The organism is Salipiger sp. H15, assembly GCF_040409955.1.
Classification (GTDB): domain Bacteria; phylum Pseudomonadota; class Alphaproteobacteria; order Rhodobacterales; family Rhodobacteraceae; genus Salipiger.
In genome coordinates, this window is the sequence record NZ_CP123384.1 from 2298645 (window position 1) to 2317990 (window position 19346).

The 19346-nt window shown below is 70.1% G+C and carries 14 protein-coding genes; 4 read left to right on the forward strand and 10 right to left on the reverse strand.

Annotated features, from left to right (window positions below; all coding sequences use genetic code 11):
• Window positions 1–4 precede the first annotated feature (4 nt).
• Entirely contained in the window at window positions 5–1519 is a 1515-nt protein-coding gene (gene gatB / locus PVT71_RS11180; protein WP_353471863.1) for an Asp-tRNA(Asn)/Glu-tRNA(Gln) amidotransferase subunit GatB, read from the reverse strand.
• Window positions 1507–2688 carry a hypothetical protein gene (locus PVT71_RS11185; protein ID WP_353471864.1) on the reverse strand — a complete coding sequence of 394 codons (1182 nt, stop codon included), beginning with the start codon at window positions 2686–2688 and terminating at the stop codon, window positions 1507–1509. The genes gatB and PVT71_RS11185 overlap by 13 nt, the downstream gene beginning before the upstream one ends.
• 552 nt (window positions 2689–3240) lie before the next feature.
• On the opposite strand from PVT71_RS11185, the gene PVT71_RS11190 reads away from it, so the two are divergent.
• Entirely contained in the window at window positions 3241–3915 is a 675-nt protein-coding gene (locus PVT71_RS11190; protein WP_353471865.1) for a transglycosylase SLT domain-containing protein, read from the forward strand.
• A 99-nt stretch (window positions 3916–4014) separates the two neighbouring features.
• Here the strand turns inward: PVT71_RS11190 and PVT71_RS11195 are convergent, their stop codons facing one another.
• Window positions 4015–4755: an SDR family oxidoreductase gene (locus PVT71_RS11195; protein ID WP_353471866.1), complete on the reverse strand. Its 741-nt coding sequence runs from the start codon at window positions 4753–4755 to the stop codon at window positions 4015–4017.
• Window positions 4752–7301: an aminopeptidase N gene (pepN, locus tag PVT71_RS11200; protein ID WP_353471867.1), complete on the reverse strand. Its 2550-nt coding sequence runs from the start codon at window positions 7299–7301 to the stop codon at window positions 4752–4754. Before pepN ends, PVT71_RS11195 begins: the two co-directional genes overlap by 4 nt.
• 177 nt (window positions 7302–7478) lie before the next feature.
• Here pepN and PVT71_RS11205 point away from each other — a divergent pair, with 177 nt between their 5' ends.
• Complete coding sequence (locus PVT71_RS11205) at window positions 7479–7676, forward strand: hypothetical protein (protein WP_353471868.1); 198 nt, start codon at window positions 7479–7481, stop codon at window positions 7674–7676.
• A gap of 19 nt (window positions 7677–7695) precedes the next feature.
• On the opposite strand, the gene PVT71_RS11210 is transcribed toward PVT71_RS11205, so the two are convergent.
• The 3 genes from PVT71_RS11210 to PVT71_RS11220 all read right to left on the reverse strand — a co-directional run bounded on the left by PVT71_RS11210 (window position 7696) and on the right by PVT71_RS11220 (window position 13140).
• A complete protein-coding gene (locus PVT71_RS11210; protein WP_353471869.1) occupies window positions 7696–8055 on the reverse strand; it encodes a hypothetical protein in 360 nt (119 codons plus the stop codon).
• A 106-nt stretch (window positions 8056–8161) separates the two neighbouring features.
• Window positions 8162–11857 (reverse strand): efflux RND transporter permease subunit, encoded by a 3696-nt coding sequence (locus tag PVT71_RS11215; protein ID WP_353471870.1) that lies wholly within the window; start codon window positions 11855–11857, stop codon window positions 8162–8164.
• Window positions 11854–13140 (reverse strand): efflux RND transporter periplasmic adaptor subunit, encoded by a 1287-nt coding sequence (locus tag PVT71_RS11220; RefSeq protein WP_353471871.1) that lies wholly within the window; start codon window positions 13138–13140, stop codon window positions 11854–11856. The genes PVT71_RS11215 and PVT71_RS11220 overlap by 4 nt, the downstream gene beginning before the upstream one ends.
• 306 nt (window positions 13141–13446) lie before the next feature.
• Between PVT71_RS11220 and PVT71_RS11225 the strand changes: the two genes are divergently transcribed.
• Window positions 13447–14103, forward strand: a complete 657-nt coding sequence (locus PVT71_RS11225; RefSeq protein ID WP_353471872.1) for a hypothetical protein — start codon at window positions 13447–13449, stop codon at window positions 14101–14103.
• A 58-nt stretch (window positions 14104–14161) separates the two neighbouring features.
• Window positions 14162–15484: a PQQ-binding-like beta-propeller repeat protein gene (locus tag PVT71_RS11230; RefSeq protein WP_353471873.1), complete on the forward strand. Its 1323-nt coding sequence runs from the start codon at window positions 14162–14164 to the stop codon at window positions 15482–15484.
• A gap of 78 nt (window positions 15485–15562) precedes the next feature.
• Here the strand turns inward: PVT71_RS11230 and PVT71_RS11235 are convergent, their stop codons facing one another.
• The 3 genes from PVT71_RS11235 to PVT71_RS11245 all read right to left on the reverse strand — a co-directional run bounded on the left by PVT71_RS11235 (window position 15563) and on the right by PVT71_RS11245 (window position 19236).
• The gene (locus PVT71_RS11235) at window positions 15563–16567 is read right to left on the reverse strand and encodes a GntR family transcriptional regulator (RefSeq protein ID WP_353471874.1); all 1005 of its coding nucleotides are present in this window, start codon (window positions 16565–16567) and stop codon (window positions 15563–15565) included.
• Window positions 16568–16783: 216 nt separating this feature from the next.
• Entirely contained in the window at window positions 16784–18166 is a 1383-nt protein-coding gene (locus tag PVT71_RS11240; RefSeq protein ID WP_353471875.1) for an aspartate aminotransferase family protein, read from the reverse strand.
• 32 nt (window positions 18167–18198) lie between these two features.
• Window positions 18199–19236, reverse strand: a complete 1038-nt coding sequence (locus tag PVT71_RS11245) for a histone deacetylase family protein (protein WP_353471876.1) — start codon at window positions 19234–19236, stop codon at window positions 18199–18201.
• Window positions 19237–19346: the final 110 nt, after the last annotated feature.

A 19346-nucleotide genomic window follows, 5' to 3' on the forward strand; every position in this document is an offset into this window, starting at 1 on the left:
GCCCTCAGAGCCCGAGCTTTGCCGTGACGATGTCGTTCACCGCCTGCGGGTTGGCCTTGCCGCCGGTGGATTTCATCACCTGGCCGACGAACCAGCCCGCGAGCTTGGGGTTCTGCTTGGCCTTCTCGACCTGCGCCGGGTTGGCCGCGATCACCTCGTCCACGGCCGCCTCGATGGCGCCGGTGTCGGTGACCTGCTTGAGGCCCTTCTGCTCGACGATCTCGGCCGGATCGCCGCCTTCGGTGTAGACGATCTCGAACACGTCCTTGCCGATCTTGCCCGAGATGTCGCCCTTCTTGATGAGCGAGATGATCCCCGCCAGCTGCGCCGGCGAGACCGGGCTCTCGGTGATGTCGTGGCCTTCCTTCTTGAGGCGGCCGAAGAGCTCGTTGATCACCCAGTTGGCGGCCAGCTTGCCGTCGTCGCAGCCCTTCAGCACGTCCTCGAAATAGGCCGAGTTCACCACTTCCGCGGTGAGCACGCCGGCATCGTATTCCGACAGGCCGAAGTCAGTGACGAAGCGCGCCTTCTTCTCGTCCGGCAGTTCCGGCAGCGAGGCCTTGATGTCGTCCACCCAGGCCTGCTCGATCTCGAGCGGCAGCAGGTCGGGATCGGGGAAGTAGCGGTAATCGTGCGCCTCTTCCTTCGACCGCATCGACCGGGTCTCGCCCTTGTCCGGATCGTAGAGACGGGTCTCCTGGTCGATCTTGCCGCCGTTCTCGAGGATGGCGATCTGGCGACGGGCCTCGTACTCGATGGCCTGCTGGATGAAGCGCATCGAGTTCATGTTCTTGATCTCGCAGCGCGTGCCGAGGTGCGAGAAGTCCTGCGTTTCCTGGTACTTCTCGTACTGGCCGGGACGGCAGACCGAGACGTTGACGTCCGCCCGCAGGTTGCCGTTCTGCATGTTGCCGTCGCAGGTGCCGAGATAGCGCAGGATCTGCCGCAGCTTGACCACGTAGGCCGCCGCTTCCTCGGGACCGCGGATGTCGGGGCGGCTGACGATCTCCATCAGCGCGACGCCGGTGCGGTTGAGGTCGACGAAGGACATTGCCGGGTCCATGTCGTGGATCGACTTGCCGGCGTCCTGCTCGACGTGGATGCGCTCGATGCGCACCTTGCGGGCGATGCCGGGCTCCATGTCCACGATCACCTCACCTTCGCCGACAAGCGGGTGGTAAAGCTGGGAAATCTGGTAGCCCTGCGGCAGGTCGGGGTAGAAGTAGTTCTTCCGGTCGAAGGCGGATTTCAGGTTGATCTGCGCCTTCAGGCCAAGCCCGGTGCGCACGGCCTGCTCGATGCAGTACTCGTTGATCACCGGCAGCATGCCGGGCATCGCCGCGTCCACGAAGGCGACGTTCGAGTTGGGCTCGGCGCCGAACTTGGTCGAGGCGCCGGAGAACAGCTTCGCCTCGGTGGAAATCTGGGCGTGGATTTCCATCCCGATCACCAGCTCCCAATCGTATTTGGCGCCGGCGATGACCTTGGGTTTGGGGGGCTCGAAGCTCAGGTCAAGCATGGGGGGTCCTCGTCTCTCAGGTTGCGACGGGGATACGCCAGAGCGGCACAGGGGGCAAGGGTGCAGGAGGCGCAGCCGCCGGGCTGCAACGTCACACCCGCCGCGGTGAAGATCACCCGGCGCCCGCGGGCGAGCTGGTGGGCGAAAAGATCGGCAAGGACCGCCTGCGCGCGCGCGGCACCGTCGGCCCCGAGCCCGGCGTCCGCCGCGCCGGGGCAGGTCCAGAGCGCGGGGTGGATCTCGCGCAGCTGGTCGGTGACGATCCAGCCAAGGCAGTTGCCGATGCGCGCCCGCGCGGCGCTGGGGGCGGTCTCCTCGGCGAGGCGGGCCGCGCACCAGGCGGCGAAGAGGTTGGCGAGGTGCTGGTCCGGCGCCTCTTCGGGCCAGGCGCGCAGGATGTCGTGCAGCCCGGCGACGAAGAGCTCGGCCTCGACATGGGCAAATCCCTCGGGATGCCGCGCCAGCACGTCGAGCCAGACCCAGGCATAGCCGCCGAGCCGCCTGGGATCCCCGGTCAGCATCGCGATCCGCCGGGCCGCCCGGTCGAGCTCGGGCCAGGTGCCGAAGCGGCCCGGCGCGAGATCGAGGCCGTAGGCGCGCAGGTGGTCGGGACAGCCGGGCTCGGCGGCGATGAGCACCTCGTAGGCCCCGGCGACGCGCGCCTCGGGCCAGGGTAGCGCGGCGAGCGTGGCGCAGCGGGCGGCGGCCAGCGCCGCGGAGCCGAGCGCGGAGGGATCATGCGGGCGCAGGATGAGATGTGCCGTGTCCATGTGCTCGCGCTCGGCCGCCAGGCAGTGCGGAGCGGGCAGGCGGCCCGCGTCGGCCGCGTGCCAGAGCCGGGCGGCGGCAAGGTGCGCGGCGGCGGCGAGCAGCGCATGCCATGGCGCCTCGGTGGTGGGGCCGAGCGGACCGGCGAAGCCGAGCACCGCCGTCCGCGCCGCACCGGGATCGCCGCGCGCCACCGCCTCGGCGGCGCGGGTCATGGCGTCCTGCACCGCGCCCTCGCAGAGCAGGCAGGCGGCGGGCGTGCCGCCCGGCGTCCGGCTGCGCGACAGGTCGGCCTCGCGCAGCGCCTCGGCGAGGCTGCGCCAGCGCTCCTGCCGGGCGAGCATCCGTCCCCGGCCGAGCAGCGCCTCGCGGGCGGCGGTCTCGGGCGGGGTGTCGCGCACCGGGATCTCGATGGCGCGAGGCGCGGCCCCCTCGGATCGGGGCGCGCCGGACGCACTTCCGGGCGCCCGGAAGGGGCGCCGGGACAGTCCCGGAAGACGGGGAGGGAAGCGGGATACATCGCGTGTCATGGCCGTCAGGCTGGCGCGAGAATCAGGCCGGAATGCGGCAGACGGTGCCTCTGTCACGGGCGGTTTCGCGGCGTGCAAGGGGCTAATTGTTCAATTTGGAGAGGTGAGCTCTTTAGGAATATATTCAGAGATTCAATTACTTCCGGGCCGGGTAGGCGATCCGCCGCGCATAAATTTTCGAAAGACTTGCCGGAATTGTCCGTCGCGGGCAACTTCTGCGCCATGCTGAACCGTTTCATTCCAGCCCTCACGGCGTTGATGATCGCGCCGATGGCCCAAGCGAATACCGGCCCTGCACCCGTCACGCAGGCGGCCTTCGCCGTGGCCGCCCCAGCGATCCCCCGGGTCTCGCCCCACGCGGTCCCCGGTGCCCCGGAGTCGCTCCGAGCCGTGTCCGTGTCGCCGCGCCCGCTGGCCCGGCGCATGACCATTCCCAAGGCCCGCTGGGGCACGGCCGGAGGCCGCAGCACCTGGTCCCTGGCGGTCCTGTCGTCGCTCCGCGGCCACGCCAACGCACTCCCCGACGTTGTGCCCGCCGACATCGACACCTGGTGCCCCGCCTACGAGAGCGGATCGCGCGAACAGCGCGAGGCCTTCTGGCTCGGCCTCGTCTCGGCGCTGGTGAAGCACGAGAGCACGTTCAAGCCGACTGCCGTCGGCGGAGGCGGCAAGTGGATCGGCCTCATGCAGATCCTGCCCTCGACCGCGCGGCTCTACGGCTGCCAGGCGACCACCGTGGACGGTCTCAAGGATCCGCGCGCCAACCTCTCCTGCGGCCTGCGCATCATGGCCCGCACCGTCGCCCGCGACGGCGTGGTCAGCGCCAACATGCGCGGCGTCGCCGCCGACTGGGGCCCGTTCCATTCCCGTGCCAAGCGCGAGGACATGATGGAATGGACCCGCGCCCAGGCCTATTGCACCGGCCTCGGCCGCTCGCTGCGCCCCGTCGAGCGCCCGGTGAGCCTGCTGCCCGGCATCATGGCCTCGAACGAGGTCGGCCCGGCGATGCGCCCGCTGGCCCGCACCCGCGCGCTCGATGCGAGCTACTCGAACACCTTCATCTCGACCCAGGGGCAGCTCCTGGAGAACGACGGCTGATCTGCTGAAGATCGTTTCGCAAATTCAACGGGCGGACCCTCGAAAGGTTCCGCCCGTCTTCGTTTCCGTCTTTGCGATGTGGCCTCGGGGAGGGCGCGCTCAGCGCCCGCCACCCACGTCGAGGATGCTGCGCGTGACGTAGCCCGCGCGCTCCGACAGCAGCCACAGGATGCTCTCGGCCACCTCGGTCGCCGTACCGGCGCGGCCCATGGGCGGGGTGTGCCCGATGCGGGCCAGCCGGTCGGGCTCACCGCCCTTGGCATGGATCGCGGTCTCGATGAGCCCCGGTCGCACCGCGTTCACCCGGATGCCCTCGGCGGCCAGCTCGTCGGCAAGGCCGAGCGTGAAGGTGTCGATCGCGCCCTTCGAGGCGGCGTAGTCCATGTACTGCCGCGCCGAGCCGAGACGGGCGGCGACGGAGCTGACGTTGACGATGCCGCCGCCCGCGTGGGCGCGCATGTAGGCCACCGCCTGACGTGCGACCTCGATGGCGCCGAAGACGTTGACCTCGAAGACCCGCCGCACGCGCTCGGGCGTGAGGTCGGCGAGCGCCCCGGTGGGGGCGACGATCCCGGCGTTGTTCACCAGGTCGAGCGGCCCCGGCGCCAGCGCGGTCAGCTCGGCGAAGAACTCGGCTACCTGCGCGGGGTCCGACACGTCGGCGCCCAGCACATGCGCCTCGGCGCCCTGCGCGCGGACCTCCGCCGCCACGGCCTCGGCGCCGTCGCGGTCGCGGCCGTAGTGGACCACCACCCGCTCCCAGCCGCGGGCCGGGGCGAGGCGGCAGCAGGCGGCGCCGATGCCGGCGCTGCCGCCGGTGACCAGCAGCAGCCGGCTCATGACAGCAGCCGCGTGACCATCTCGGTCACGTCGCGCGAGAGGCCCGGCTTGGCGGCGATCTTCTCGAGCTCGGCCTGCATGAGGCCGCGCCGCGTCACGTCGTAGCGCTTCCAGGTCTGGAAGGCCGAGCACATGCGCGCTGTGGTCTGCGGGTTCTTCTCGTCGAGCTTGATGAGCCAGTCGGCCAGCAGCCGGTAGCCCGCGCCGTCGATGCGGTGGAAGCCGGCGTGGTTCATCGCCAGCGCCCCCATCACCGCGCGGAAGCGGTTGGGGTTCTTCCAGTCGAAATCCGGATCCTCGGTCAGCGCCTTCGCCCGGTCGGCGGTCTCGGCCGGGCCGGAGGCGGCGACCTGCAGGCCGAACCACTTGTCCATCACCAGCCGGTCGCCGTTCCACTGGCTGCGGAAGCGCGCCAGCGCCTCCTCGCCGACGCCTGCCTGCACGAGGCATCCCAGCGCCGAGAGCTGCAGCGTCATGTTGTCGGCCGCGTCGTACTGCGCCTGCGCCGCCGCGCCGCCGTCGAGCCGGGTGGTCAGCGCCAGCACCGCGCCGCCAAGCGCGCGCTTGCCGGACTGCTCGGCGTCGGGCTGGTAGGGCTCGGTGACCTTCGCTTCGTCGGCGAGCTGCGGCAGCAGCTTCGACCAGCGCTCGGCGCGGGTGGTCTTCAGCGTCTCGGCGGCGGCCCAGATCGCGTCGGGGTCGGGGGTCACGCCGCGCTGGTGCAGCACCTGCGCGAGTTCCGACTGGGTCGGCGTGCCCAGCATCAGCGCCCGGTAGGCCGGGTCGAGCGCGCTGTCGCGGATCACCGCCTCGAGCCCGTCGAGCCAGGCGGTGTCGGGCGCGGCGCCCTTGGTCACCATGTCGACGAGGCACTCGCGGGCGAGGTCGCGGTTGGCCTCCCAGCGGTTGAACGTGTCGGTGTCATGGGCGAGCAGGAAGGCGCGCTCCTCGCGGCTGCTCCTGCGGTCGAGCACCACCGGTGCCGAGAAGCCGCGCAGGATCGAGGGTACGGGCTTCGCGCTCAGCCCCTCGAAGGTGAAGCTCTGCTCGGCCTCGGTCAGCTCCAGCACCGTCGTCGGCACCACCTCGTCACCATTGGGCGAGAGCAGGCCCACGGCCACCGGGATCACCTGCGGCGCCTTGTCGGGCTGGCCGGGGGTGGCGGGCGTGTGCTGGCGCAGGGTCAGCGTGTAGGTGCCGTCCGCGAAGGCCTCGGAGACACCGAGATGCGGCGTGCCGGCCTGGCTGTACCAGCGCTTGAACTGCGTCAGGTCGCGGCCCGTCGCATCCTCGAAGACCTTGAGCCAGTCCTCGATCGTCGCCGCGTCGCCGTCGTGCCGGTCGAAGTAGAGATCGAGCGCCTTGGCGTAGGCCTCGTCGCCGACGAGGCGCTTGAGCATGCCGATCACCTCGGCGCCCTTCTCATAGACGGTGGCGGTGTAGAAGTTGTTGATCTCCTGGAAGCTCTCGGGGCGCACCGGGTGGCTGAGCGGGCCCTGGTCCTCGGGGAACTGGCGGCCGCGCAGGTCGATCACGTCGGAGATGCGCTTCACCTCCTCGCCGCGCATATCGCTGGTGAACTGCGCGTCGCGGAACACCGTCAGGCCCTCTTTCAGGCACAGCTGGAACCAGTCGCGGCAGGTGATGCGGTTGCCGGTCCAGTTGTGGAAATACTCGTGCGCGATGATCGCCTCGATGCGCTCGAAATTGGCGTCGGTGGCGGTCTCGGGCGAGGCGAGCACGGCGGAGGAATTGAAGATGTTCAGCCCCTTGTTCTCCATCGCGCCCATGTTGAAGTCGTCGACGGCGACGATGTTGAAGATGTCGAGGTCGTACTCGCGGCCGTAGACGTCCTCGTCCCACTTCATCGACTTCTTCAGCGCCTCCATGCCGAAGGCGCACTTGCCCTCGTCGCCGGGGCGCACCCAGAGGTTCAGTTCGACCTCGCGGCCCGACATGGTGGTGAAGCTGCCGGGGTGGTTCACCAGATCCCCGGCGACCAGCGCGAAGAGATACGCGGGCTTCGGCCAGGGATCGTGCCACTCGGCCCAGCCCTCTCCGGAGCCCTGCGGGTTGCCGTTCGACAGCTTGACCGCCTCGGCCCCCTCGATGCGCACGGTGAAGACCGACATCACGTCGGGCCGATCGGGGTAGAAGGTGATCTTGCGGAAGCCCTCGGCCTCGCATTGCGTGCAGTACATGCCGTTCGACATGTAGAGCCCCTCGAGGGCGAAGTTCTCCACCGGCGCGATCTCGACCTCGGCCTCCCAGGTGAAGGCACCCTCGGGCACGGCGCAGGTGAGGCCGGTCTCGGTGACCTCGGGCGTGACGGGCGCGCCGTCGATGGCGAAGGAGATCGGCTTCAGCTGCTCGCCATGCAGGAAGAAGTCCTGCTTCGGCGCGTCCGGGTTGGGCGCGAAGCGGATGCGCGAGCGGACGCGGGTCGCCGAGGGCGCAAGCACGAAGGTCAGGTGCACCTCCTCGGCCTGCCAGCCGAAGGGGGTGTAGTCCTTGAGGTAGATGGTCTGCGGGCTTGCGTCCTTCATTGGGCGTCTCCTTGCCTGAAGTGGGGGGCGGGACCGGTCGGAACCGGCGCTTCTGCGGGACGTTATGCCCATGCGAGGGGCGCGGCAACTGCCGCGCCGGCGAAACCTCGAAGTGCTTTTCGTTGTGACGAGTTTCCGTGGCGCCGCCCGTCGGTTCCGCGGAGGAGGAGGAAGGACATGTCTGCACCCGACACCGGCTCCAAGTCCGAGGAGGCGCGGGAGCGTGACCGGTTGGTGGCACTCTGGGGCGGGCTGGTGGTCGCCGCGCTGCTGCTGGCGCTGTGGCTGCTCTACGGCCCGAACGGCGATCGGCCGCAGCCGGGAGAGGCCGACCCCGTCATCGAGATCGAGGAGGGCGCCGTGCAGGGCGGGTAGGCCCGGGGCAGGCCCCGGCTCATTCGCAGCGCACGATGCCCTGCTGGTCGGTGGTGCAGTTCTTGTCGCTGCGCCGCGTCGTGGCGGGCGGGCGGGTCGGGCTGACCGTGCCGCCACGGTCGGCCGTGGGATCGCCGGGCGAGATGAAGTAGCCCTCGCCGGTGTTGTCGCGCACGATGCCGTTCCGGTCGACGGTCTGCGGCGCCGAGCGTCGCTCGCGGGTGATGCCGAGGTGATCGGTCGAATAGGTCGAGGGGCCGGGGCAGCGGGTGATGCCGTTCCTGTCGGGCACGCATCCCTTCAGCTGCGCGGCAAGCGGGCCGGGCAGGGAGCCGAGAGCGAGGGTGGCGAGGACAAGCGTGACGGGCAGCGGATTCATGGCGGGCTCCGGGACGGGGCGGCGCCGGGGGCCCGGCGCCTGACCTTGTATCGACCTTATATATAGGGGCGCGGCGGCACCGCCAAAGGGCGTCGCGGCGCCTGCGCTATTCCGCCGCGCGCATCGTGGTCCTGGCGCCCGGCGTGCCGGTGTCCTCGGCGTCGGGATCGTCCCAGAGGATCAGTGGCGCCTTCACCTTGCGGGCCTCGCGCTGCAGCGCCCAGTCCCGCGCCGCCCGGCTGCCGCGCCCGAAGGAGGCGATCGCCAGCAGCCGCGCCAGCCAGTGCGCGTAGGTCGAGAGCCAGATCCGCAGCGCCAGCATGGCGGGGGTGAAGACCAGCGTCAGCACCGTGGCGATCGACAGGCCGAAGACCACCGCCGAGGCCAGCGGCTTCCACCACAGCGAGGTCGGCGCGTCGATCGAGTAGCCGCCGCCGAAGAAATCGAGGCTGAGCCCGATCATCATCGGGAAGAGCCCCGCGATGGTGGTGATCGTGGTCAGCAGCACCGGGCGGATGCGGTCCTCGGCGGTGCGGATGATCGCCTCGATCCGCGGCATGTAGCGCGCGTAATCCTGGAAGGTGTCGATCAGCACGATGTTGTTGTTCACCACGATCCCGGCAAGCGCCACGACCCCGGTGCCCGACATGATGATCGAGAAGGTCTGGTCCATGACGATCATCCCGAGGAACACGCCCGCGGTCGAGAGCACCACCGCCAGCAGCACCAGCACCGAGTTGTAGAAGCTGTTGAACTGCGCCAGCAGGATGATGAACATCAGCCCCAGCGCGGCGAGGAAGGCCTGCATGAGGAAGGCCTGGCTCTCGGCCTCCTCCTCCTGGTCGCCGGTCCATTCCCAGCTGATGCCGGGCGGGAAGGGGGCATCGCCCAGCCATTCGCCCAGCTCGGCGATGCGCTCGTTGGGGGTGACCGGGACGGTGGCGAGCGTGCCGCCCTCGGCCGCCTGCCGGATCGCGTCCTCGCTGCTGCCGGGCTCGGCGCGGGTGATCTCGTAGCCCGTGCCATGCACGCTCAGCGCGCCGCCCTCGGCCTCGCGCCCGTAGCCCAGCACCTCGGTGCCGGAGGTGAACTTCACCAGCCCCTCGGCCACGCCCGCCTTGACGTCGAAGTAGCGCTTGCGCCCCTCGCGGTTGATCTCGGCCAGCTTGGGCACCGGGGTGCGGGTGATGAAATGGGACAGCGGGATCAGCCCGTCGTTGGTGCGCACCCGCAGGTTGTCGAGCGTCGAGAGCACCCGGTCCTCCTCGGGCAGGCGTACGCGGATGTCGATCTCCTCGTCCGAGCTGTCGACCGGCATGGTGTCGAGCGTCACGCCGCGGGTCACCAGCTGCACCATCGCGCCGACGGTGGCGACGTCGGCGCCGTAGCGCCCGGCCTCCTCGACGTCGACGTCGATCTGCCAGTCGATGCCGGGCAGGGGGCGCGTGTCCTCGACCAGCCGCAGCCCGGCCATCCGGTCGAACTCGGCCCGCGCGGTCTCGGTCGCGGCCAGCAGGTCCTGCCAGTTGTCGCCCTTGATGCGCAGGTGCACGGGCTTGGCCGAGGCCGGGCCCATGGCGAGGTTGAGGATCTCGGTCTCGATGCCGGGGATGGTCGCCAGCTTCTCGGTCAGCTCGGCCAGCACCAGATCGCCGTCGAGCTCGGGCCGGTCGCGGCGGTCCTCCCATGGCACGATCTCGAGCTGGATCTGCCCGATCGTGTCGGTGGGCGGCTGCGCGCCGCCGGTGTTGGATTCGAGCCCGCCATCCCCGGCAAAGGAGAAGGCGGTCTTGATCCCCGGGTGGGCCAGCACGATGTCCTCGGCCCGCTTCACCAGCGCATCCTTCTCGGCCAGCGAGAGGTTGCCGCGCGCACGCACGTAGACGATGGCCTGCTCGGGCTCGCTCTCGGTGAAGAACTCGGTGCCGTTGTTGTTCTGCCCGTAGTAGCCGAAGACCGACACGACGAAGAAGATCACAGCGCCGATGGTCACCAGCGGCATCACCGGGTTGGCGGTGACGAGCTGGATCAGCCGCCCGAAGAGCGTGCGGCGGTAGGTCTTGCGCACGCGCTCCTGCCGGTGCGAAACCTGCGCGGCGTCGAGGGTGATCGAGGCCATGACGGCGAAGATCAGGAAGACGACGATGCCCGGCACGCGCGCGCCGCGCCCCTCGACCGGCGTGAAGCCGAGGAAGGAGGGGTTCAGCACCAGCAGCGCGCCCAGCAGCATCCCACCCAGCGCCAGCACCACCAGCCCCGCGCGGGCGGGCCACGAGTGCACCGTCTTGCGAAGCGTCAGCGAGGCGTTGTGCAAGAGGCGTGAGAACCGCCCCGAGACGCCGCCCATCACCGGCAGGTAGACCAGCGCCACGATCAGCGAGGCCGAGAGCACGAAGATCAGCGTGACCGGCAGCATCCCCATGAACTCGCCCGCGACGCCGGGCCAGAACAGCATCGGCAGGAAGGCGCAGAGCGTCGTGGCGGTCGAGCTGACCACGGGCCAGAACATGCGCTTTGCGGCCTCCACGTAGGCGTGCATCGGGCCCACGCCGTCCGAGATGCGCTTGTCGGCGTATTCCACCACCACGATCGCCCCGTCGACCAGCATGCCCACGGCGAGGATCAGCCCGAACATCACGATGTTCGACACGGTGATGCCCATGACCGCCAAGAGCACGAAGCAGAGCAGGAACGAGGTCGGGATGGCGAAGCCCACCAGCAGCGCCGCGCGGGTGCCGAGCGAGCCCAGCACCACGATCATCACCAGCGCGATGGCGGTCAGCACCGCGCCCTCGAGCTGGCTGACCATGGAATCGACGATGCGCGACTGGTCGTTGCTCTCCTCGACCACCACCGTCGCCTGCAGCTCGGGCGGCCAGGTCTTCTGCGCTTCGGCCACGGTCTCGCGCACCGCCTTGGCGGTGTCGATGAGGTTGAAGCCCTTGCGCTTGACCACCTGCAGCGCCACCGCCGTGTCACCGTTGAAGCGCGCGGTGCCGGTGCGGTCCTCGAAGGTGAGGCGGATGTCGGCCAGATCGCCGAGCGTCACCACCCGGTCGCCGTTCACCTTGATCGGCAGGTTGAAGATGTCCTGCGGCTCGCGGAAGCTCGAGGGGATCTTGACCGAGAAGGTGCCGCGTTCGGAGCGCACCTCGCCCGCCGCGATGAGCTGGTTGTTGTTGCGGACGATCTGGATGAGCTCGCTTGCCGTAACGTTGTAGCTTTCGAGCTTCAGCGGGTCGATCACCACCTCGACCATCTCGTCGCGGTTGCCGGCGATCCCGGCCTCGAGCACCGAGTCGAGGCTTTCCACCCGGTCCTGAAGGTCCTTGGCGACCTGCGCCATGGTGCGTTCGGGCAGCGGTCCGGTGAGCGAGACGATGATGATCGGGAACTCCGAGAAGTTGATCTCGGAAATGGTGTACTGCTCGGCGCCCTCGGGGAACTTGGCCTGCGCCTTGGTCATCGCGTCGCGCACCTCGGCCATGGTCTCGGTGCGGTTCCAGCCGAACTCGAACTCCATGGCGATGCCCGCGTAGCCCTCGGCCGCGACGCCGCTGATCTTGTCGAGCCCGTCGATGTCCGAAAGCTCGGTCTCCATCGGCTTGACCATCAGCGTCTCGGCATCCTCGGCCGAGATGCCGGGGAAGGGGACCGAGACGAACAGCGCCGGGATCTCGATGTCGGGCTCGCCCTCCTTGGGCAGGGTGACATAGGCGAAGGCGCCGGCGACGATCGACAGGACGATGAAGGCCAGCACCATGCGGGCGCGCTGCGCGGCCCAGTCGACGATGCCGGTCACTGGAGGATCTCCTGGAAGCTGGGCGCGACCGGCACGCCGTCGGTGACGTATTCCTGCCCCAGCGTGATGACGTCCACCGTGTCGGGCAGGCCCGCGACCCAGACCCCGTCGGGCGTGTCGCGCAGGATGCTGACCGGCACGAACTGCGCGGTGCGCTCGGCGCTCACCGTGCGCAGCCCCATGCGGCCCTCGTCGTTCAGCGTGAGCGCGCTCTGCGGCAGCAGGTGCGCCCGCGCGCCCTCGGCCTCGATGAGGATGCGCGCGGTCTGCCCGGCGCGCAGCGCGAGGTCGGGGTTTGCGAGCGTCACCTCGATGCGGAAGGTGCGGGTGGTCTCGTCGGCCTGCCGCGACACGAAGGTGACCTCGCCCTGCATGACCTGCCCGCCGGCGAGCTGCGCCCCGGCGCGGGCGCCGAGCCGGATGCGCGCGACGTCGGCCTCGGGCGCATAGCCCACCAGCCGGATCGGGTCGAGCTGCAGGATATGCGCGCAGCTGGCGTTGGAGGTGGGGTTCATCAGCAGGCCAAGCTCGGCCGTGTCGCTTTCGAGCACGCCGCCGAAGGGCGCGGTGATGGTCAGGTTCTCGACCGCCTTGCGGGCGCTGGCGACGGTCGCCTCGGCGCTCTGGATCGCGGCCTCGAGGCTGTCGGTCCCGGCGCGCGCGGCTTCGAGCCCGGCCTCGGCGCTGCGCACGCTGGCCTCGGCGGCACGCATCTTGGCCTCGGCCGAGGCCACGGAGGTGCGCGAGGAATAGCCGCCCTGCGACAGCTCGCGCGCGGCGGTGAGATTGATGTCGGCCTCGGCGACGGCGGCCTCGGCCTGCGCCAGCAGCGCCTCGGCCTCGGGCAGGGCCGCCTCGGTCTGCGGGCGCTGCGCCCGCGCCTCGGCGAGCCGGGCCTCGGCCTCGGTCAGTGCGGCGCCGGTGGTGCCGGGGTCGAGCCGGCAGAGCACCTCGCCGGCCTCGACCATGCTGCCCTTGCGCAGCGGTGTCGAGATCACCCGGCCCGAGGCCTCGGAAAGCACCTCGACCTCGCGCGAGGGCTGGGTGTCGCCGCGCAGCAGCACGGCGTCGTCGATCTCCTGCGCCTGCGAATGGCGCGCCATCACCGAGACCGCGCCCGGGACCGGGGCTTCCGCGGCGGGGGCCGCCTCTGCCGGAGCCTCGGCGGCGGGCTCGGTCGGCGCGTCGCCGCGCGCCCATCCCATGAGCCTCTCTCGATCGAGAACGACCGCGTAGAGCGCGGCCGCGACAAGCAATGCGGTGAGGATCGAAATCGGCTTCATGATGACCTTCCCATGTTCTGGGACAGTTACGCGCGCGACGCGCCCCCGGATCAGCCCGGGGCCCGGCAGCGGGCCGGACGGGGACGGGGCGGGGCCACGCGGAGATGTGACTAAACTCTTCAGTTCAGAATAGTGGATTTGCAAAACCGTTCAAGCGGCGTTCTGCCGCGTCTTCAAGGGGGCGCACCGCCGCGGGGCCGCCGCGGGGCCTCGGCGGGAAGTGGCAATGCTGGCGCGGGCTTGGCCTTGGCAGGCTGCGCCCGCCGCGTTAAGAGAGGGGCAACAATCGAAAGGTGAGGCAGCCCCGTGAGCAATACCGACAGTTTCATCGACGAGGTGACCGAGGAGGTCCGTCGCGACAAGCTCTTCGCGCTGCTCAAGCGCTACGGCTGGATCGGCGTGGTTGCGGTGCTGGCCATCGTCGGCGGTGCGGCATGGCGCGAATACAGTGCGGTGCAGCGCGAGGCGCAGGCCGAGGCCTTCGGCGACGCGCTGCGCGGCGCGCTCGAGGCGGATGCCCCCGCGGACCGCGCCAAGGCGCTCGAGGCCGTCGCGGCCCCCGGGGCCGAAGCCGAGGCGGTGACCGACCTGCTCGCGGCGAGCGAGCTGGCCTCGGCCGAGGATGCCGCCGGGGCGACCGCGCTGCTCGACGCGGCGGCGGCCAACGGCACCCTGCCGGAAATCTACCGCGAGATCGCCGCCTACAAGGCCGTGAGCCGCACGGACTCGGGTCTTTCGGCGGACGAGCGCCGCATCCGGCTCGAGGCGCTGGCCGTGGCCGGCAAGCCGCTGCGCCTGCTCGCCGAGGAACAGCTCGCGCTGCTCGACATCGAGGCCGGCGACAGTGCCGCGGCGCTCGAGAAGCTGCAGCGCCTGATGCAGGATGCCGAGATCACCGCGGGCTTGCGCCAGCGGGCGGCACAGTTGATTGTGGCCCTCGGCGGCACGCCCGATGCGGGCTGACCGCGCGCGCCAGGCACGCGGGGCCGCGGCAGGGACCAAGTACGACGGGGGCAGTGTTTTGCGCATCACCACGATTTCCGCGGCGCTTCTGGGGCTGACGGCGCTGGCCGCCTGCGAACGCCCCGAGGCCGTCCTGCCCGGCGACCGCCTTGGCGCACGCGAGATTCTGTCCTACGGCGGCGCGGATGACGTCACCCCGGCGAACCGGGCCGTGGCGATCGCGCTCGCGGGCCAGTCGAACGGCAGCGCGGCGCAGAGCCCGGTCTCGCCCTTCGCGCGCACCAATCACGCGGCGCTGTCGCTGCCGCTGCAGCCGGTCTTCGCCACCGCGATCGGCCAGGGCGACACCAAGCGCAACCGGCTCAACGTCGATCCGGTCTCGGACGGCAGCCGCATCTTCACCATGGATTCGGCCCACACGGTCAGCGCGGTCAGCACCGGCGGCCAGGTGCTCTGGCAGAAGAGCATGGTCCCGGTGCGCGACCAGGCCAAGCAGGCGCAGGGCGGCGGGCTCGCGGTCGAGGACGGGCGGCTCTACGTCGCCTCGGGCTTCGGCAAGCTGACCGCGCTCGACGCGGCCACCGGCGCCGAGGTCTGGACGCAGCAGCTTGGCGGCACCGCCACCGGCGCGCCCACGGTGCGCGGCGGGCTGGTCTACCTCACCTCGTCGGATTCCACCGGCTGGGCGATCGAGACCGGCAACGGCCGCATCCGCTGGCGGATCGACTACCCCGAGGATTACAACAACGTCGCCGGCGCCCCGGCCCCCGCGACGGACGGCGAGATGGTGGTCTTCGCCTTCGGCTCGGGCGCGCTGCAGGCGGCGTTCCGGCAGGGCGGCATGCGCCGCTGGACCGCCGACGTGGCGGGCAGCCGCAACGGCCGGGCGCTGGCCAGCATCACCGACATCACCGGCGATCCGCTGATCTCGAACGGCACGGTCTATGCGGGCAACCACTCGGGCCGGGTCGTGGCGCTGGCGCTGTCGAGCGGCGAGCGGCTGTGGACGGCGCGCATGGGCGCGCTCGACGCGGTCTGGCCGGCGGGGGACTCGGTATTCCTCGTCTCCGACATCAACCAGCTCGTGCGCCTGAACGCCGCCACCGGCGAGCAGGTCTGGGCGGTCGACCTGCCGGGCTACAAGAAGGTGCGCACGCCGCAGAAGCGCCGCGACAGCGCCTACGTGAACCACGGGCCGATCCTCGCGGGCGGGCGGCTCCTCGTCGCCTCCTCGGATGGGCTGATCCGCGCCTTCGACGCGGCCTCGGGCCAGCTTGTCGGCACCACGCCGATCGCGGGCGGCGCGACCACCCGGCCGATCGTGGTGAACGGCACGCTCTACGTGGTCTCGGGCGAGGGCGTTCTGCACGCCTATCGCTGAGGCCGGGCATCACCGGAAGCTTGACGGGCGGCACCGCAAAGGGGGCCGCCCGTTTCCGTTTCCGGCGGCGGAATTCTCTCAGGCGGTGGAGGCCAGCGGCGCCTCGCGCCGGCGGCAGCGGTCGAGCAGCGGTGGCAGCGTGTTGCGCAGCTCCTGGCTGTCGGGGGTGTGTCGGTACTCGAAGGCGCTCTGTCCGGGCGCGAGCCGCGCCGCGAGGTAATCGGCGCCGGTGGCGTAGATCAGCACGTCGGCATCGGCGATGCGGGCGCGCGCCTCTTCGCTCTCGTCGCCGCGCACCACCATGCTGAGCTGGCTCAGGTGCGGCGCGTAGCGCATGACGTTGGCCTTCATCATCGACACGTAGGTCGGGAAGTAGGAATAGCCCACCACCGTCGCCTCGGGCGGGATGGCGGCCAGCGCCACCCGCGTCGCCTCGTTCGGGATGACCGTGAGGCCGAGCACCTCGGCATTCGGGAAGAGCTCGCGCGCCCGCGGCAGCAGCGTGCGCGGCGACAGGACGATGTCGAAATCCTGCGGCGGCGCGGCCTCGATCTCGTCGATCAGCCGCGGCTCGATGCTGTCGCCGGGCGCGAGGTGCGGGCGCACGTCGGCGGCATAGGCGCGGGTCGCCTCGGCGAAATTGCCCAGCATCAGCACCCGCAGCGCGCGGGCGTTGCGCGGCCGGTCCATGCCGATGCGCGTGGCAAGCTCGGCGCGGTCGATGCCGCAGTCACGGGCCAGCGAGATGAGGTTGGTGATTGCCCGCTCCAGCGCGTGGAACTTCTCGGGGTCGGCGACGGGCGCGTTCGGGCTGACATAGGTGCCGGAGCCGACGCGCCCCTCGACGTGCCCGGCACCCTGCAGAGCCGCGTAGACATTGCTGACGGTGACCGGGGACAGGTTCAGCTGCCGCGCCAGCGCGCGCACCGAGGGCAGCCGTGCGCCGATCGGCAATTCCCCGGAGGCGATGCCGAACTCGAGCGCGCCGCGCAGCTGTTGCGGGACCGGGACGGTGGCGTCGGGGTCTATCGCTTCCGCGATCCTCGAGAGGGCCTCGTCAAGTTGTGCCTGTCTGGCTGTCATGGAATGCCACTGCTGCAAAGCGCCGAGAGGAACAAGATATTGCAACATATATATTCGCGCCGGAATACATGCCAAGATGTATCATTGCACGAGAGCGAGATCAGAAGGGTGGCAGGGATACACGCCTTTTGAGGGGGGTGGGCCGGTGAGCGGCTCGCGATTAGGCGAAAAGGGCGCCCCGCGGGGCGCCCTTTCCTGTTCGGAGAATGCTGGAGTTCAGACGAGGCCCTCGGCCTGCACCCACTCCCAGCCGCGGTCGAGCGCGCGGCCGAGCCGGGCGAGGATCTGGTCGATGTCCTCCTCGGTGACGATCAGCGGCGGGCAGAGCGCCACGGTCTCGTAGACCGCGCGCAGGATCAGGCCCTCTTCGGCGCAGAACTTCACCACCTGCGGCGCGACCTTGCCCGCGGGCTCGAAGCTGAGGCGCTTGGCCTTGTCCTTGGCAAGCTCGATCCCGGCGATGAGGCCGACACCGCGCACCTCGCCGACCAGCGGATGATCGGCGAACTTGCGCAGCCCCTCCTGGAACTTCGCCTCGAGCCGGGCGGCGTTGCCCATGAGGTCCTGTTCCTCGATGATCTTGAGGTTCTCGAGCCCCACCGCGCAGGCGACCGGGTGCCCCGAGCCGGTGAAGCCGTGGCCGAAGGTGCCGAGCTTGGCGGTGTGATCGGCGATGGTGCCATAGACCTTGTCGTTCACGATGATCGCGGCCAGCGGCATGTAGGACGAGGTGAGCTGCTTCGAGGTCACCATGATGTCGGGCGTGAAGCCGTATTTCTGGCAGCCGAAGGGCGCGCCGCAGCGGCCGAAGCCGTTGATGACCTCGTCCGAGACCAGCAGGATGTCGTACTTGTCGCAGAGCGCGCGGATGCCCGGCCAGTAGCCCTCGGGCGGGGTCATTACGCCACCGGCGCCCATCACCGGCTCGCCGATGAAGGCAGCGATGGTCTCGGGGCCCTCGGCGAGGATGGTGTCCTCGGCCTCTTTCAGCAGGCGCGCGGTGAACTCGGCTTCGGTCTCGCCCTCCTCGGCCCATTTCCAGTAATGCGGGCAGGTGAGGTGGGTGACCGGGATCGCCGGCAGGTCGAAGTCCTTGTGGTTCGCCGGCAGGCCGGTCAGCGAGCCCGAGGCCACGGTGATGCCGTGGTAGCCCTTGTTGCGGGCGAGGAACTTCTTCTTGCCGGTGCGGCCGAGCGCGTTGTTGTAGAACCAGACCATCTTGATGACGGTGTCGTTCGCCTCGGAGCCGGAGTTGGTGAAGAACACCCGGTTCATGCCCTCGGGCGACATCTCGGCCAGCTTCTCGGCAAGGCGGATCGAGGGCTCATGCGCCTTGTGCGCGAAGCTGTGGTAGTAGGGCAGCTCGGCCATCTGCCGCGCGGCGGCCTCGACGAGGCGCGGCTGCGAGAAGCCGACGGCGACGGACCAGAGACCGGCGAGCCCCTCGATGTACTGCTTGCCCTCGGAATCGTAGACGTGGACGCCCTCGCCACGGGTGATGATCATCGGCCCCTGCTCCTCGTGGAGGCGCATGTTCGTGTAGGGGTGCATGCTGTGTGCGATGTCCGAGGCATGCAGCGAATTGGGGATCTTGTTCATCTGTTAACTCCGAATTCCTGTTTGACGCGCCATCAGGCTGCGCGCGGGTCCTTGCCGAGAAACCCTCCCATGAAGGAGGTCAGCGACGTGGCAAGGTCGGGGGACAGGTATCCGCCCTCCTGCACGATCACCGTGGGGTAACCCGCCGCGGCAATCCGGCGTCCCGCTTCGGCGAAACCATCGAAGCTGACCTTCATGCCGTCAAGGGGGTCATTTTCATGCGCGTCGAGCCCGAGGCTGAGCACCAGCGCGCCGGGCGCATAGGCGGCGATGCGTTCGAGCGCATGATCGAGGGCGGCGAGCCAGCCCGCGTCGGTGGTGCTGCGCGGCAGCGGCAGGTTGAGGTTGAACCCCCGTCCCGCGCCGCTGCCCGTCTCGTGGGCATAGCCGGTGTAGAAGGGGTAGTAGTCATGCGTCTCGGCATGGACCGAGACCATCAGCACGTCGGCGCGGTCGTAGAAGATCGCCTGCGTGCCGTTGCCGTGGTGCACGTCGATGTCGAGCACCGCGACGTGGCTGTGCGCCCGGCGCAGGTGCTGCGCGGCGATGGCGGTGACGTTCATCAGGCAGTGCCCGCCCGCCACGTCGGCGGTGGTGTGGTGCCCCGGCGGGCGGCAGAGCGCGTAGGCCGCGCGCTCGCCCGCCATCACCGCCTCGGCGGCGGCCACGGCGCAGTCGGCGGCGCGGCGGGTGGCCAGCCAGCTCTTCGGGCCGATCGGCGCCGAGGTGTCGGACATGTGCCAGCCGGCGCGGGCGACGATGGTCTCGGGGTAGGTGGTCACCGGCCCGCGCGGAAAGACGTTGGGCACCACCTCGGGACCGGCGTTCGGCAGCTTCTGCCACGCCTCCCAGCCGGTTTCGAGAAAGCGCAAGAACTCCGGCGTGTGCACCGCCTCGAGCGTCGCGCGCGGCGCTTCCGGCGGGCTCTCGGTGCCGAGATCGAGCCGCGAAAGCCCGTCGAGCAGCAGCATCGCGCGCTCGGCCCGCTCGGCGTTGCGCACCACCGTGCCATGGGTGAGACGGAAGCTCGGGTCGTGCCCCTCGGTCTCGGGGGCGTAGAAACATTTCATCTGGCTCGACCTCCACGTTGCTGCTTTTTCTGCCCGAAGTGGTAGCGGCTCGCCCCCCGCTTGTCGATGGAGCCGCCCCGGTCCGGCGGCGGGCGCGGCAGGATTGCCCG

Coding starts and splice junctions, on each gene's coding strand:
- gatB (WP_353471863.1), bottom strand. CDS start 1,519: ATGCTTGACCTGAGCTTCGAGCCCCCCAAACCCAAGGTCATCGCCGGC.
- PVT71_RS11190 (WP_353471865.1), top strand. CDS start 3,241: ATGACCATTCCCAAGGCCCGCTGGGGCACGGCCGGAGGCCGCAGCACC.
- PVT71_RS11195 (WP_353471866.1), bottom strand. CDS start 4,755: ATGAGCCGGCTGCTGCTGGTCACCGGCGGCAGCGCCGGCATCGGCGCC.
- pepN (WP_353471867.1), bottom strand. CDS start 7,301: ATGAAGGACGCAAGCCCGCAGACCATCTACCTCAAGGACTACACCCCC.
- PVT71_RS11205 (WP_353471868.1), top strand. CDS start 7,479: ATGTCTGCACCCGACACCGGCTCCAAGTCCGAGGAGGCGCGGGAGCGT.
- PVT71_RS11210 (WP_353471869.1), bottom strand. CDS start 8,055: ATGAATCCGCTGCCCGTCACGCTTGTCCTCGCCACCCTCGCTCTCGGC.
- PVT71_RS11220 (WP_353471871.1), bottom strand. CDS start 13,140: ATGAAGCCGATTTCGATCCTCACCGCATTGCTTGTCGCGGCCGCGCTC.
- PVT71_RS11235 (WP_353471874.1), bottom strand. CDS start 16,567: ATGACAGCCAGACAGGCACAACTTGACGAGGCCCTCTCGAGGATCGCG.
- PVT71_RS11240 (WP_353471875.1), bottom strand. CDS start 18,166: ATGAACAAGATCCCCAATTCGCTGCATGCCTCGGACATCGCACACAGC.
- PVT71_RS11245 (WP_353471876.1), bottom strand. CDS start 19,236: ATGAAATGTTTCTACGCCCCCGAGACCGAGGGGCACGACCCGAGCTTC.